The organism is Desmonostoc vinosum, assembly GCF_059505385.1.
This window is the reverse complement of the sequence record NZ_JCACKM010000093.1, coordinates 14,152-28,030: the sequence shown is the minus strand read 5'-3', so window position 1 is coordinate 28,030 and position 13,879 is coordinate 14,152. Positions and strand designations below refer to the sequence as shown.

Sequence of the window (13,879 nt, the reverse complement as noted above, 5' to 3'; positions counted from 1 at the left end):
TATTAAGGCAGCAATGTCTTAAGAATCTCCGTGGCTTTAGCCCGGAGAGTGTCAACTTATCTGTAGCCTTATTAATATTTCTGTGCAAAACGCGAAATCCAAAAAACCTAGACCTGTCAGTCTCTCAGTCCCCTGCTAGGCTATAAATAGCCGATTGAGAACAGAGGGAATCAACAAATGCCACACACGATTGTTACTGAAGTTTGTGAGGGTGTCGCTGACTGCGTAGATGCTTGTCCGGTAGCTTGTATCCACGAAGGGCCAGGTAAAAACGTTAAAGGAACCGATTGGTACTGGATTGATTTTTCTACTTGTATTGATTGTGGTATATGCATCCAAGTTTGCCCGGTAGAGGGGGCAATTGTTCCAGAAGAACGACCAGATTTACAAAAAACTCCGTCTTAACTTGCATAATCCTTTGCCTCAGAAAGACGCGGGGACGCGGGGAAGGGGAGACGCGGGGATGCAATTTAAATGATTATTAGCTTACGCGCTTCGCAGCGGTAGCGAGTCCGCGATAGCGAAGCGTTAGCGACACAGGAGCGTCGCGTCATTACGAATTATTTAATTACGAATTACGTTAGCGCAGCGTAAAGCCTGCGGCATAGCTTCGCTTAGAGTGAGTCCTCGATAGCGTTAGCGTTAGCGACACAGGAGCGTCGCGTCATTACGAATTACGAATTATTTAAAAATTACCGCCTGACTTCAAATCCTCGTAAACCCTCTGGTTCCTCATACTCAACTACCACATCTTTAACAACAGCAGCAGGAGGGCCAGAGTAACACCAGCGAATCATCTCTTCCACAACCTCCCGCGCCCCCTCAAAAATTGCTTCGACGCGCTCATCTGGTAAATTTCGCACCCATCCAGTTAATCCTAACTGGCTAGCTGTATCCACAGTGGCATAGCGATAGCCTACTCCTTGAACTCGGCCAGAAATACATACGTGGGCACGAATGAGCTTTGGTATCGGTGTAGGGTTTTGCATAGACTGGTATATTCTTAACGATTCCAGTGTACCTAGTTTGTGAATCTACAATCTATGTCTTAGCTGCAAATTGCGATCGCGATTATCGTTGTAATATCATAAAAAACATGCCATAGCACGTCTTTTCGTATTCTTTTAAATTGCTTATGTCTAACCTGCCACCATTGAATACAGAAACTATTTGGGACATACTGAATGAGAAACTTGATGATGCTATAGTCAATGAGCTGGTATGGCATTATTTAGGATATCGCTACAACTCCTCAACTAAACAATGGGATAACAGCCAAGTACCAACAGAATGGCAACAAGAGTATCCGCAACCACCAGACTTTATTGATAATCGTCCAGCAACAGTCAAGTTAACTCGCTCTATTGCTTCAGAAAATAAACAAATTCTTAAGGAAAAATTAGGATTCAAAGGTTACAAAATCGGTGAATTTGGCCCGCGACAAACACGTAGAGCCACAGCAGCTAATTGGCTACTAAGTTATCTACAACAAACTACTCAGTAGGTCAACCCCTTCGCTTAATTCAAAATGACGCTCTCTACCAGACGCTAAAAGCGAACGCGGACTTGCTACCGCTGCGAAGTGCAAAATTCACGTATTACAATAGACCTCTTGCAAAAGTCGGATACTCGCCAGAAAATTTATTTTCTGGCTGATAACTCAAGTCGGTTTCAACCGACTAATAACAGTATTTTTAGTCCGTTGAAACGGACTTTTGCTATTAGGCAGAGACTTGAGTCTCTGACTCTGACGGTTCAAGTATTTTTGCAATAAGTCTAATCCCCATAAATAAATAATGGTGCTTGTATCCTTTTATTCTTCGGTCAACAAAGACACGCACTTAACTATACTTGCAACTTAAATCCAGGCAATACATCTTCTCCAGAAATAATTACTGGCATCTGTAGAACTTCCACAGCCCTTCCTATTCGGTAAATTTCTACTTTTGCATCCTGGTGATTAATCAGCCAACCCAAACGCAGCCCATTTTTGATGTATTCCTGCATTTTCTCTTGGATTGGTGCTAGTCGGTCTGTTTCAGAACGCAGTTCAATCACAAAGTCGGGTACAAGTGGGGGAAATTTTTTTCGTTGTTCTGGCTCTAAAGCTTCCCACCGTTCCAACTTTACCCAAGCAGCATCAGGAGAACGTTTTGCACCATTAGGTAGTATAAAAATAGTTGAAGAACTAAAAACTTTGCCTAATTTAGCTTGACGATTCCAAATTTCTAAATCAGCTATCAGTCCAGCTTCTAGATTTCCGCTTTCTCCTCCTACTGGTGGCACAATGATTAATTCTCCTGCTGCATTCATCTCCAGGCTTAAATCACGATTAGCAATACACAATTGATAAAATTGCTCATCGCTTAAATGAGCAATCGCTTCTAGATTTAGCACAACAGTATTCATTTAACCTTTCCTGTGCGTTTGCTGCTAACATCAGTTAGCTTTGCTTAAGAGTTTAGCTCTGATATTCTGCATTAAGTTAAGATTAGATTTCTTTGCAACAATTATTAGAAGTGTCACGGTAGTACTGCCAATTCTAAATCTCAATTCTAAATTAGTATGAGTCTTAGCCTGTGCATGATTGTCAAAAACGAAGAAGCATCTCTGCCTAAATGCCTTAGTAGTGTCAAAAATGTTGTTGATGAAATGGTAGTATTGGATACAGGCTCAAGCGATCGCACTCCTAATATTGCTCAACAATTTGGTGCAAAAGTTCATCAGTTTCAATGGTGTAATGATTTCAGTGTTGCTCGCAATGCAGCTCTAAAATATGTCACTGGCAATTGGGTTCTGGTGTTAGACGCTGATGAAACTCTAACACCAGAGATTGTGCCACGGTTACAAGAAGCGATCGCAACAGAAGAATATCTCTTAATCAGTCTCGTTCGTCAAGAAGTTGGTGCAGAACAATCTCCTTATTCTCTAGTTTCTCGATTATTCCGCAATCATCAAAATATTCGCTTTGAACGTCCTTACCATGCTTTAGTAGATGACAGTGTTTCGAGGATTTTGAGTCAAGAACCCCATTGGCAGGTAGGTTATTTAACGGGTGTAGCAATTCTCCATTCAGGATATCAAAAAAGTGCGATCGCTCAAAACAACAAATACGCCAAAGCAACGGTAGCGATGGAAGAGTTTCTCGCAACTCATCCCAATGACCCCTATGTTTGCAGTAAATTAGGGGCGTTGTATGTAGAAACTGGGAAAATTGCCCAAGGCATGGAGTTGCTGAAACGAGGTGTGGCTGCTGGTGAGGAAAACTATGATATTTTATACGAACTTCACTATCATTTAGGTATTGCCTACAATCATTTAAAAAATCCCCAACAGGCTATTTCCCACTATCGAACTGCCATCAAGTTACCAATTTATCCCATCCTCAAATTAGGAGCCTACAACAATTTGGGCAACTTACTCAAAGCAACGGGAGATTACAACAACGCAAAAACTGCTTACGCTACAGCTCTCAAGATTGATCCTAATTTTGCAGCCGGACATTATAACCTAGGGATGACATTAAAAGCCTTGGGTTTGTTTACAGATGCGATCGCCTGTTATCAAAAAGCGATTAAATTAAACCCCAGCTATGCAGAAGCATATCAAAACTTAGGAGTAGTTTTGCTAAAAATTGGCCAAGTCCAAGCTAGTTTAACAGCCTTTAAAAACGCGATTCTCCTTCACGAACAACAAAATCCAGCAGAAGCGCAGCGATTACGCCAAGGGTTGCGAGAAATGGGATTAGGGTAGAAGAATTGGGAATTCGTAATGACGTTGATATTGAACGCCTTGCTCCCCTTGCGCGTAGTTTTGGTTTTGGCATTCATACGTACAGAGAAGAAATTGTTAGTCTTAATCAAAGAATAAGTTATTGTAACCACATCTTACATATTTTATTCTCCTTAGAAAAGCAACCTTTCTTAAAGGTTAAGTTTTCGTTGGCAAGTCCTTCGACTAACTATTTAGATTAGCCGAGTTATTTTCCATTTTCTAAACTTTTCAAAGTTAATTCGACTTATTCGAGTTAAAAACTCAGTCTTTTTAGCTAAATACTGCTTAAAAACTTTCTGCCCCAGTCTAATTAATTATCATCATTAGAGGAGAGCAAAATGCAGTTTGAAACAGTAGAAAACGTTCGTAACCGCTGGGATACTAAAGAGCTTTTACAATTTGACGAGCGTGATCCTTGCTATACCTGGCTTTTTCCGCTTGCATTAGGTGAATTTGATCCTAGTGTGATCTGGCGTCCGACTGATATTCCGCGACTCCAAGATAATTTGACACTATACGTTCATATCCCCTTTTGTCGATTCATTTGCAGTATGTGTCCATTCACCCACGAACCTCTCAGCCACAGAGATTTGGGTTCTTATGTAGACGCGCTCTGCAAGGAAATTCGGTTTTATGGTAATTTGCCTGGCATAAAATCGCGTTCCGTTACCACATTATATTTTGGTGGTGGCACTGCTAGCAGTTTGACAACAGACCATCTCGAAAAGATTCTGACTGAGTTGCGGCGCTGGTTTTCTTTCAGCAAGGATTGCCAAATCACCCTTGAATGTCACCCAAGGACAGTAGATAAAGAATACCTAACTAGAGCGTGGGAACTTGGTGTTAATCGCGTGTCATTTGGAATCCAATCGTTTCAACAGCGCTTTATCGACTCGCTAAAGCTTCATCAGAAGGTTGAACAAAGCCAGCAAATCCTGACTGATGCCCTATCAGTAGGTTTCAATACAGTAGCTATGGACTTGATGTTCCGACACGCAGACCAAAGCCTCAAGGATCTTGAGCAAGAAATAGATACCGCATTAGCGATTGGTGTTCAGGGCATTAGTACATATGCTCTTGATCCTGAGATCCGGGAACTCAAGGGAATAGCCAAGAAACAGAAGTCAGTTAATGTCGAAGGAGAGATGTATTACTTTCTTCACGACAGACTGCACGCAGAGGGCTTTGTCCACGTCGCGCAGCCAGATTACGCTAAATCAGGACACGAAAATCTGCAACTTAGAGATCTCTGGGGGGCCCCGCAGGCAGAAAATCTATCTTTAGGAGCTGGGGCTTTTTCAGAAAGCTTCAACGGTGTGACTTGGGCCAACGTCCACGATTCAGAAACTTATGTAGAAATCATCAATCAAGAGAGAGTACCAATTTTGATGGGACAAGTACACACGTGGGATGACGCAGTAGCACGTTATCCAGCTTTGGGTGTTCGTTGTCTCAAGTTCTCACTAGAACCATTCAATAGGATTTTTGGAGTGAATTTTCAGGAACTGTATCGACTTGAACTGTCGGTACTTTTAGAGAAAGGGTGGCTGGAAATACAAGGAGACACTCTCATAGTTACCAGACATGGCAAGTTCTTCATCGATAACATCTCTAAGACATTTTTCAACCTTCGTAATCGCGGCAAATCACAACTATGGGCAGTTCAACTCGAAAGACTTAAGCCAAAGAAAACGTGGAGCCAGCAAGAGCTTCTAACCCTTGTTGAAAAGGAAACAACTTTCCATACATCTGCCTACTAATTAAGGTCAGCAATTCCCTCAGTTCCATACCAAGGATATTTATTGGAGTGTACTATGAGCCAACAGCACTATGCTTTACCTGAGATTGAAACAGTTAAAGCCACATCGGCCTCCTTTTCAACAACTGCACTAATTAACTTACTAGAAGATGAAGCGTACATTGCTGATGATCCAGCAACCAAAGCAGCCCAGGCACTAGCGTTATTTAACTGCGATTCTATCTCGATCGAGAGTATTATGAAGCGGGCAACTGTGCGTGTTGGAGCAGTAGCGATAGAAAAAGAGACTTTTGTGCCAATCTTCGTGACCAACTACTGCCAATCGGAATGCAAAATGTGCGGAATGCGGCAAGGTAACTCTAAACTGATCAGAAAGTTCTCTGGTAAGAAGAAGATTGAAGAACAACTTGCCATCTTACGGGAAGTAGATGGTGTCTCAGGTGTAGGATTTCTCACTGGCGAATATCAAGATAAATTTACGCGCTACACGAATGCATTCTTCACCGGCTGGGCGATTAACACAGCACTCCAACTAGGATTTGAAAAGATTTTCTTCAACATTGGCAGCATGACACCAGATGAAATAGAGGTCATGAGTGAGTGGCTACCTCAAGGTGAAGAGAAAATCACTATGTGCGTATTCCAAGAAACCTACAACCTGGAAAAGTATAAAAAATTCATGGGTGAAGACTCAGGAGAAATCCCCAAAGCCGACTTTTGGCGACGCATTGATTCTTTCGATAACTGGCTTGATGCTGGTTTTAGAACTGTGAATCCTGGCTTTTTAGTTGGTTTGCATGATTCTCAAGAGGAGTTAGTAAATATTCTGCTTCATGTCGAGCATTTAACTAGTCGAGGAGCTAAAATCTATGTCTCATTACCACGCTTACGGCCTGCACTCGGTGCTTCAAATCGAACGGTTGTTTCCGACAGTACCTATATTCGCTTAATTGCCACAGTAGCTTACTTTACACCCCAATCAGGGATAGTATTGACAACACGAGAGGATATGGAATTCCAAGACAAAGTGATGCCGTTTGCTCGCACACTCAGTCCTGGTAGTCCGGATGTTACACCCTACCGATGGCAAGAAGAAGCGCCGAACGATGAACATTCATCGCAATTCTTAATTCCAGACCACCGTCGTCCCAAAGATATTCTCAAGCGACTGGCTGACAACGGTTATAAGTTTAAGTATTTTGAACCAAAACAGCTAACTAGAATTCCTGTTGTTAAGTAAGCGTGCAAAATAAATAGTTAAGAAAGGCAAGTCTTAACAGGGAAAGAATACAGCGAGTTTAGTCTGGTTGAAAAATAGACAATGACAGAAGTAAAAACTAACAACGGACTATCTGCGATGCAGTTAGCACAAACTATCGGTAAATTTTGGGGTAAGAACGACATGACTGGCTTTGTGTCGTTGTTTGATCCAAACGCCATGATAGTTCATCCCTTCTTTAAAGAGCCAATCTCTCCACAGATTGCTGCCGATGTCATGAATGCCACCGTCTGCGGGGTGACGATGTATCGGGGATTTGTCTTACAGTCAGGCGAGGGTGATGGCAAAAGCGATGTGATTGAGATGTATTTTGATGAAACAGGTGATGTTGCACCATACAAACCTGCCTATGTTGGACGCATGGCAGTGCAAGCACAAATTAAAGATCATCAGTTCACAAAGCTTGTGGTTCATGGATATGATTTAATTAATCAAAATCCCACGAGAGTTTGGCCGCTAGAGCGCATAGACGTTGGAGAAGTCACAACACAAGAAATTACAGACCGCATTGCTCAAGCATGGGGAAGCAATGATATGCAAACCTTTGTTTCCCTATTTACTGAGGATGGTCTGATTATGCATCCACTTTTTAAAGCTCCAATTACACCAGAGATTGCATCGGACGTATTAAATACAGCCATGCGAGGGATATCAATACCGCAAACACCCAAATTAATTACGGGAGACGGCTCTGGCGAGTATGATGTTGCAGATATATACGTCTATGAGACAGGACAAGAGTGTGGATACAACCCAGATACTATCGGTATCATGCACCTGACTGCAAAGATCGTCAACCATAGAATCAAAGAACTGTATGTTCACGGCTACACGCCAGCGCCTGCTTATTTCTTGAGACGAACTCCTCTTTTACTTGAATCTCAAGTTAAAGAGGGAGAATTTTTGTGGTTTACAAACCAGCACATACCAGAAGTAACTATCAATGCCAGAAAGGAACAAGCAAATGAAGCGTAATGGTCAAGAATTATTTCCACTTTTGCAATTTTTTGCTTTCAATCGTAGACTTACCTATGACCTTTTAGAGCAGCTAACTGAAGCAGACCTACAGCGTCAGTGGCCGCGACCTGGATTAGATACTTTCTCCAAGCACTTCCAAGAAATGGCTAGTGTTCAACTTGCTTTTATCTCAGCTATGACGACGGGAGCAACTGGAGTGATGGATTTCTCGTCAGTGCCTGATGTTTCTGCCTTTGGGCAAGAGAATGACAAAGAAAAGCTGAAACACTTGTTAGCTATGGCAGATCAAAAGTTAGAAGCGGCTCTCAATGGTGAAGTGAACGCAGTAGTGAGATGGGATGATATCGAAATTCCTGTGGAAGGACATTTGAATAACCTAGTATCACATGAAGTATTCCATCATGGTCAAATGACGCTGGCGCTTTATTTATTTCAACTACCTATTCCAGACAGTTGGCGTTTTAATTGGGCACTGCCACCATCTTTATCGAACTAAGGCATCAAGTAAAAATAAGTAGTGCGAGCATCTTGCTCGCGCGGGCAAGATGCCCGCACTACAAATATTAAATTGTTCAACTTATTTTTACACGAATCCTAAGCAAGCTGAGGCTAGACTATGACAACATATACTCATTCAGTTTCTAGCGATAAATACTCCACGCTGCATACAACCGTTTTGGGTATGGAATTGCGTAATCCAGTCATCGTTGCCTCTGGAACGATGACGGATACTATATTGCAGATACGCAAAGCGATTAACGCAGGTGCCGGTGCTGTTGTCACTAAAACTATTTATTATGGGCGACGGTCTTCTGCTACAGAGAAGATCCATCATCTCCCTACAGGAACAATGAACTCTACCACTTACTCTTGGAAGCAACTTGAGCAGTGGTTTGTTGATTTAGCTGCCATGCAGCAAGCATCGCTACCTATCATCGTCAGTATTCACGCCGAAAACCCGGCGCTGCTTGGGGAGCTAGCAGCCCGCATTGCAGATATATGTATGTATCCCTTAGAATTGGGGATTTCTTGTCCCAACGATGTAACTTACTCAACCCTAACTCCAAATGTTGTATATGCTTATACGAAAGCGGTGAAAGCGCGAGTCAATGTGCCTATATCTGTGAAGCTGACTGCAACTGACAGTATTCTCGATCTAGCTCATGCATCTCTTGAGGCGGGCGCTGAAGCATTGAGTTTAAGTGATACACTGCCAGCGATCGCACTTCATCAAGATCAGCCATTATTGCTGACGGGAGGAGTAGCTGGTTACTCTGGGCCAGGAATTAAGCCTATTGTCCTAAATTCTATATATCGTCTCCGGGAAGCAGGGCTACAATGCCCCATTTTGGGGATTGGTGGCGTAGAAAATGCCCATGATGTGTTGGAATACATCCATCTTGGTGCATCTGCCGTACAGATGCATACTGCGCTCATGCATTCAGGTGTGGAATTAGTAGGTGAAATTGTGGCTGAACTTTCAAACTGGTGTTTGCAAAATCAGACTCAGGTTGTAAACCAAATTGGACGCGCTTTAACCAATGGTTGATACACACAACTTTGCACTAGCAACAACTGAACAAGCAGGTAATCTTTTGCAGCAAAAGATTCTTTTTCTGGCAGTGGGATCTACTGAACAACATGGCCCACATTTGCCCTTATCGGTTGACTGCGACATACCTCAAGCCATCTGTGAACAAGTAGCAATTCGCCTGGGAGGCTTGGTTGCACCCGCCATCCCGTATGGTGCTAGGTCACTGCCGCAAAGTGGAGGTGGAGCAGGATTTCCAGGCACAATCTATGTGCGTGGCAGCACATTGATCGACTATATATACGACATTCTCCGTTCTTATGTGGCATCAGGCGCACGCCGGATCGTGATTGTCAATGGACACTATGAGAATGAAGGGCTGATATTTGAAGCAGTTGACTTACTCCGAGAAGCAGGAGTACTCGATGGTGTATCTCTGATGGCGTTGAGCTGGTGGTCTGTTCTAGATTCGGCTTTCGTAGCTAACGTATTTGGTAGTAGCTTTGTCGGTTGGCACGCAGAACACGCCAGTTTGGTTGAAACTTCTTTGATGCTTTTTCTTAAACCTGCTGCGACACACGATATTCGTGTAAATCATGCAACCCCGCCAGAGGCTGGAATTTTGTTGCATCCGGTTGCCTCAGAAAGTGTGTCATGCCGTGGAGTGCTTCACAGAACATCGGAGGCATCTGCTGAACGCGGTCAGACTCTTTTCGAGCAAATTACAAAGGAATTAGCTAGCAGAATTACTAAGCACATGGAGGTATTTTCTCAGTACGCGGTTAAGAATTAGCTCAGAAGAGATAGGAAAAAAAGTGGAAAACTTAAGCAAAAAAATTAGGGCGATCGCCCAACGTGCCGCGAATGAATGCCCATATTATCGCACTCTTTACTCTCAGGCTGGCATTGACATCAACTCGTTTTCAGATTTAGAGGATTTTGCACAACTACCGATCGTCACGCCTATAGATTTATCTACGAATGCAAACTTGTTTAAATCACAGACAGCAGATATTTATCGAGTCACTAGCAGTAGTGGCACAATCCAATCACCAAAAACATTGTTTCGCACAGTTCAAGATACAAAAACCAGCGTCGAGGTGATGTGCCGTTTGTTCTCACTTGCTGGATTGGAGGCTGGTGATAGTTTGTGGATAGGTCAACCATTCGATCTGGCTCACTTAGGTTACATCAGCTTAGAAGCGTGCCAAAAATTGAGTGTTTTGGCCATTCCTGGCGGACTGTCTGTTACAGACCAAAGGATGATCAATTTACTGGCGTTTTTCCAGCCGAACGCTATCTTTACGTCACCTTCAAGGATGTGCCAAATAACTCAGTACTACTTGCAAAGCGGTGAAAAACCACCAAAGATTGCGAAGATTTTGCTTGCCGGCGAACCCTGTTCAGCAATCCAGCGATTCCAAATTTGCGACTTTTGGCAGATTGAGCCGCATAATCTGTATGGAAGTGAAGAAACAGATGGTCTGGCTGGTTCTTGCTCTCAACACTCAGGACTCCATTTCATGGACGATTTGTATTATCTGGAGCTAGTCGAACCTGGAACCAACAAAAAAGTTCCTGATGGACAAGCTGGAGAAGCAGTAATCACTTCACTTTATTTTCAAGGAACGCCTTTAATCCGTTATCGCCTTGGCGATATTATCGAACCGATTCCTGGTCAATGTCGTTGTGGTAAAATATGGACGAGAATTAAGGTCATTGGGCGCAGTACTCAAGCACTTTTTCTCTATGACGGTATCAAACTCTATTCCCATCAAATTCGCTCTGCTTTAACGTCTATCGATCCACAACTAACTACCTACCAAGCAGTATTGCGACGAGGTATTGATGGAGCAGATGAAATTGAAATAGTGACTGTAGCTGCTGCTAATGTATCGCCAGCTATGCACAACAAAATAGAAGAGGCATTGTGGTCGTCATCGCTCGATCTGGCCGCAGCTAAGGATATTGGCAAGTTGCGGCTGCAATTTAATCCCAATGGTGAGATGTTCATGACGTTGCGCGGCAAAACACCAGAAATTGTTGATCTGCGTGAAAATAAAGAGCATGAATTTGTCAAAGGAGAGCGAGGTTGACTTCATCTGAAATTGAACCTATATCATCAGTCCCAGAAATCATTGCCTATTTCCAGACCATAGGTAGTGAGTCACACAAAAAAAGTTTAGGGCGCTTGGGGGTACAGACTGATACTGCAATTGGGATACCTGTGCCAACAATCCGTAAGCTGGGAAAGAAAATCGGTCGTAACCAAAAGTTGGCACTAGATTTATGGAAAGCTGGTTTGCACGAAACAAAGCTGTTAGCAGTTTTAGTAGCAGAACCAGAGGAAATGTCTGAGGTAATTGTTGAAAAATGGTTATTAGATGTTGTTTCTTGGGATCTATGTGACCACTTGTGCAATAACCTAATTATTTACATTCCTGCTTGTGTTGAAAAAATTTCGGTCTGGGCAAAAGATCCAAGGGAGTTTTTCCGGCGAGCAGCTTTTTCGGCGATCGCTATGATCATGATTCACCACAAAAATATCCCCGATGAGCAGATTGATGACTATCTCTTATTAATTCGTGACTACGCTAATGACTCAAGAAATTACGTCAAAAAAGCTGTTAGTTGGGCTTTACGAGAAATTGGTAAAAGAAGCTTTTATGCTCAGGAAAAGGCAATAATACTAGCTGCTGAACTTAGTCAATCAACTAGTAGTGCTGAGCGTTGGGTAGGAAAGGACGCATTGAAGGAATTAGAAACCTTGGTAGCAGTACCCGAACGTCGTCGTCTTGTACCATCTCATACAACAATGGGCAAAAAATATAAATAAAAAATCTCTGAATTAAACAAATAAAGGAGAGCAAAAAATGTTGGATCAACACAATCATCATAAAATTAAAAATATTGTTATTGTAGGTGGTGGTACAGCTGGGTGGTTATCTGCGGCTTATTTAAGCAAAGCCTTAAACGCAACTAAAGAGAATAATTGCCATATTACTTTAATAGAATCTTCAGAAATTCCTACAGTGAGGATTGGGGAAGCAACAATTCCCACTATAGTTAATACATTTAAGTTTTTAGGAATATCTGAAGCTGAATGGATGGCGAGATGTAATGCTACATTTAAGCTGGGAATAAAGTTCGTTAATTGGTCTGGCTTATCTGAAAATGATGTATTTTGGCATCCAATTGCCCAATGGCTATTTACTCAAAAAACAGATACTACCATCCTCCATCATTGGCTCAAAACTAAGTTTAATGGCAATGCTGAGTCTTTCTATTCCAGTTGTTTTGAAACTGTTTCTTTATGCGAAGCCCAAAAAGCTCCTAAATATAAGGATGACCCAGAATATGCTTGGAGGGTCGAATATGCCTATCATTTTGATGCCGGACAGATAGCTAATTTCTTAAGAGAAAAAGCCACATCCCAAGGAGTCAAACAAATTATCGATAATGTCAGAGATGTCTGTTTAGATGAGCGAGGATTTATTAGTCACGTATTAACTGAAAAGTATGGTACTATTTCTGGTGACTTATTTATCGATTGTTCCGGTTTTCAGGGATTATTAATTAATCAAGCACTCCAAGAACCCTTTGTTTCGTATTCAGACTATCTTTTTTGTGACAGTGCCATCACTATGTCAATTCCCTATGAACAGGATGATCCTTATAATCAAAATCATGGGGGCATTAATTCTTACACTACGGCAACCGCATTAAGTTCAGGATGGACATGGAATATTCCTTTAGTTACGAGGACTAGTCATGGCTATGTTTATTCCAGCAAATTTATCTCTCAAGCAGAAGCAGAAGTAGAATTTATCAAACACTTAAATGGATATTCTCATCAAGCCAGATATATAAAGATGAGGGTGGGAAGAAATCGAAATAGTTGGGTGAAAAATTGTGTCAGTATAGGGTTAAGTAGTGGATTTATTGAACCTTTGGAATCTACAGGTATCTATTTAATAGAAGCTGCTTTAAATCACTTGATTCATAACTTTCCTAATCGTCTATTTCACCAAAAAATCACCGAAAACTATAATAGGATTATGCAAAAAGAATATGAAGAAATCCGAGATTTTATAATTATGCACTATTGCTTATCCAAGAGAGAAGATAGTCCATTTTGGCAAGCAAATAAGCATCATTCAGCAATTCCAGATACATTGCAAGAAAAATTAGAACTTTGGCGAGAGATGTGGCCTTATAACACTAGAGAAATAGTGGGTTTATCATTTCCTGATTATTCTTACATTTGCATATTAGCTGGTATGGGATGTTTTCCTAAAAATAGCTTGCCCCTTTTAGATTATCAGGATTCAGTAGAGCAAATGTTATTAGATGTCAAAAATGAAGCAGAAAAATTAAACTCCACACTTCCTGTTCATGGTGATTATCTCAAGCAGCTATCGAGAAAAAGTTTAGACAATAAATATTTCAGTACAACTTTGTAGAAATAGAAAGTATTTAAAATAATGTACTAGTAGTTCACCAACCTAAAATTGCTAGTTGGGGGTTGGGAGTAGGTAGCAGAAAAATGTTTTTTCTT

Annotated in this window: 15 protein-coding genes; 13 read left to right on the top strand and 2 right to left on the bottom strand. The window is 41.7% G+C overall.

The window, feature by feature from the left end:
- Nucleotides 1-177: 177 nt before the first annotated feature.
- The gene (locus tag AC5JMF_RS15760; protein WP_495796675.1) at nucleotides 178-405 is read left to right on the top strand and encodes a ferredoxin family protein; all 228 of its coding nucleotides are present in this window, start codon (nucleotides 178-180) and stop codon (nucleotides 403-405) included.
- Nucleotides 406-692: 287 nt separating this feature from the next.
- On the opposite strand, the gene AC5JMF_RS15755 is transcribed toward AC5JMF_RS15760, so the two are convergent.
- The gene (locus tag AC5JMF_RS15755; RefSeq protein WP_495796674.1) at nucleotides 693-989 is read right to left on the bottom strand and encodes an acylphosphatase; all 297 of its coding nucleotides are present in this window, start codon (nucleotides 987-989) and stop codon (nucleotides 693-695) included.
- A gap of 146 nt (nucleotides 990-1,135) precedes the next feature.
- Between AC5JMF_RS15755 and AC5JMF_RS15750 the strand changes: the two genes are divergently transcribed.
- Both AC5JMF_RS15750 and AC5JMF_RS15745 read left to right on the top strand, forming a co-directional pair.
- Nucleotides 1,136-1,504: a DUF1823 family protein gene (locus AC5JMF_RS15750; protein WP_495796673.1), complete on the top strand. Its 369-nt coding sequence runs from the start codon at nucleotides 1,136-1,138 to the stop codon at nucleotides 1,502-1,504.
- A gap of 108 nt (nucleotides 1,505-1,612) precedes the next feature.
- Nucleotides 1,613-1,774, top strand: a complete 162-nt coding sequence (locus AC5JMF_RS15745) for a hypothetical protein (RefSeq protein ID WP_495796672.1) — start codon at nucleotides 1,613-1,615, stop codon at nucleotides 1,772-1,774.
- A gap of 71 nt (nucleotides 1,775-1,845) precedes the next feature.
- On the opposite strand, the gene AC5JMF_RS15740 is transcribed toward AC5JMF_RS15745, so the two are convergent.
- Entirely contained in the window at nucleotides 1,846-2,409 is a 564-nt protein-coding gene (locus AC5JMF_RS15740) for a Uma2 family endonuclease (RefSeq protein WP_495796671.1), read from the bottom strand.
- A gap of 156 nt (nucleotides 2,410-2,565) precedes the next feature.
- On the opposite strand from AC5JMF_RS15740, the gene AC5JMF_RS15735 reads away from it, so the two are divergent.
- The 10 genes from AC5JMF_RS15735 (at nucleotide 2,566) to AC5JMF_RS15690 (ending at nucleotide 13,784) form a co-directional block, all read left to right on the top strand.
- Nucleotides 2,566-3,753 carry a glycosyltransferase family 2 protein gene (locus tag AC5JMF_RS15735; protein WP_495796670.1) on the top strand — a complete coding sequence of 396 codons (1,188 nt, stop codon included), beginning with the start codon at nucleotides 2,566-2,568 and terminating at the stop codon, nucleotides 3,751-3,753.
- Between the two features lie 359 nt (nucleotides 3,754-4,112).
- On the top strand, nucleotides 4,113-5,534 hold the full coding sequence (locus AC5JMF_RS15730) for a coproporphyrinogen-III oxidase family protein (protein ID WP_495796669.1): 1,422 nt from the start codon (nucleotides 4,113-4,115) through the stop codon (nucleotides 5,532-5,534).
- Between the two features lie 54 nt (nucleotides 5,535-5,588).
- Nucleotides 5,589-6,773, top strand: coding sequence for a 3-methyl-2-indolic acid synthase (gene nocL, locus AC5JMF_RS15725; protein WP_495796668.1), 1,185 nt, complete (start codon nucleotides 5,589-5,591; stop codon nucleotides 6,771-6,773).
- An 81-nt stretch (nucleotides 6,774-6,854) separates the two neighbouring features.
- Nucleotides 6,855-7,787, top strand: a complete 933-nt coding sequence (locus AC5JMF_RS15720; protein ID WP_495796667.1) for a hypothetical protein — start codon at nucleotides 6,855-6,857, stop codon at nucleotides 7,785-7,787.
- A complete protein-coding gene (locus AC5JMF_RS15715; protein WP_495796666.1) occupies nucleotides 7,777-8,286 on the top strand; it encodes a DinB family protein in 510 nt (169 codons plus the stop codon). Before AC5JMF_RS15720 ends, AC5JMF_RS15715 begins: the two co-directional genes overlap by 11 nt.
- 120 nt (nucleotides 8,287-8,406) lie before the next feature.
- Complete coding sequence (locus AC5JMF_RS15710) at nucleotides 8,407-9,339, top strand: beta/alpha barrel domain-containing protein (RefSeq protein ID WP_495796665.1); 933 nt, start codon at nucleotides 8,407-8,409, stop codon at nucleotides 9,337-9,339.
- The gene (locus AC5JMF_RS15705) at nucleotides 9,332-10,114 is read left to right on the top strand and encodes a creatininase family protein (RefSeq protein WP_495796664.1); all 783 of its coding nucleotides are present in this window, start codon (nucleotides 9,332-9,334) and stop codon (nucleotides 10,112-10,114) included. Before AC5JMF_RS15710 ends, AC5JMF_RS15705 begins: the two co-directional genes overlap by 8 nt.
- 22 nt (nucleotides 10,115-10,136) lie before the next feature.
- Nucleotides 10,137-11,417, top strand: a complete 1,281-nt coding sequence (locus tag AC5JMF_RS15700; RefSeq protein ID WP_495796663.1) for a phenylacetate--CoA ligase family protein — start codon at nucleotides 10,137-10,139, stop codon at nucleotides 11,415-11,417.
- Nucleotides 11,414-12,157, top strand: a complete 744-nt coding sequence (locus tag AC5JMF_RS15695) for a DNA alkylation repair protein (protein WP_495796662.1) — start codon at nucleotides 11,414-11,416, stop codon at nucleotides 12,155-12,157. The genes AC5JMF_RS15700 and AC5JMF_RS15695 overlap by 4 nt, the downstream gene beginning before the upstream one ends.
- Nucleotides 12,158-12,194: 37 nt before the next feature.
- Entirely contained in the window at nucleotides 12,195-13,784 is a 1,590-nt protein-coding gene (locus AC5JMF_RS15690) for a tryptophan halogenase family protein (RefSeq protein ID WP_495796661.1), read from the top strand.
- Nucleotides 13,785-13,879: the final 95 nt, after the last annotated feature.

Bases quoted from the DNA above. Each gene is read 5' to 3' on its own strand.
- AC5JMF_RS15760 (WP_495796675.1), top strand. From the start codon at position 178: ATGCCACACACGATTGTTACTGAAGTTTGTGAGGGTGTCGCTGACTGC.
- AC5JMF_RS15755 (WP_495796674.1), bottom strand. From the start codon at position 989: ATGCAAAACCCTACACCGATACCAAAGCTCATTCGTGCCCACGTATGT.
- AC5JMF_RS15750 (WP_495796673.1), top strand. From the start codon at position 1,136: ATGTCTAACCTGCCACCATTGAATACAGAAACTATTTGGGACATACTG.
- AC5JMF_RS15740 (WP_495796671.1), bottom strand. From the start codon at position 2,409: ATGAATACTGTTGTGCTAAATCTAGAAGCGATTGCTCATTTAAGCGAT.
- AC5JMF_RS15735 (WP_495796670.1), top strand. From the start codon at position 2,566: ATGAGTCTTAGCCTGTGCATGATTGTCAAAAACGAAGAAGCATCTCTG.
- AC5JMF_RS15730 (WP_495796669.1), top strand. From the start codon at position 4,113: ATGCAGTTTGAAACAGTAGAAAACGTTCGTAACCGCTGGGATACTAAA.
- nocL (WP_495796668.1), top strand. From the start codon at position 5,589: ATGAGCCAACAGCACTATGCTTTACCTGAGATTGAAACAGTTAAAGCC.
- AC5JMF_RS15720 (WP_495796667.1), top strand. From the start codon at position 6,855: ATGACAGAAGTAAAAACTAACAACGGACTATCTGCGATGCAGTTAGCA.
- AC5JMF_RS15715 (WP_495796666.1), top strand. From the start codon at position 7,777: ATGAAGCGTAATGGTCAAGAATTATTTCCACTTTTGCAATTTTTTGCT.
- AC5JMF_RS15710 (WP_495796665.1), top strand. From the start codon at position 8,407: ATGACAACATATACTCATTCAGTTTCTAGCGATAAATACTCCACGCTG.
- AC5JMF_RS15705 (WP_495796664.1), top strand. From the start codon at position 9,332: ATGGTTGATACACACAACTTTGCACTAGCAACAACTGAACAAGCAGGT.
- AC5JMF_RS15690 (WP_495796661.1), top strand. From the start codon at position 12,195: ATGTTGGATCAACACAATCATCATAAAATTAAAAATATTGTTATTGTA.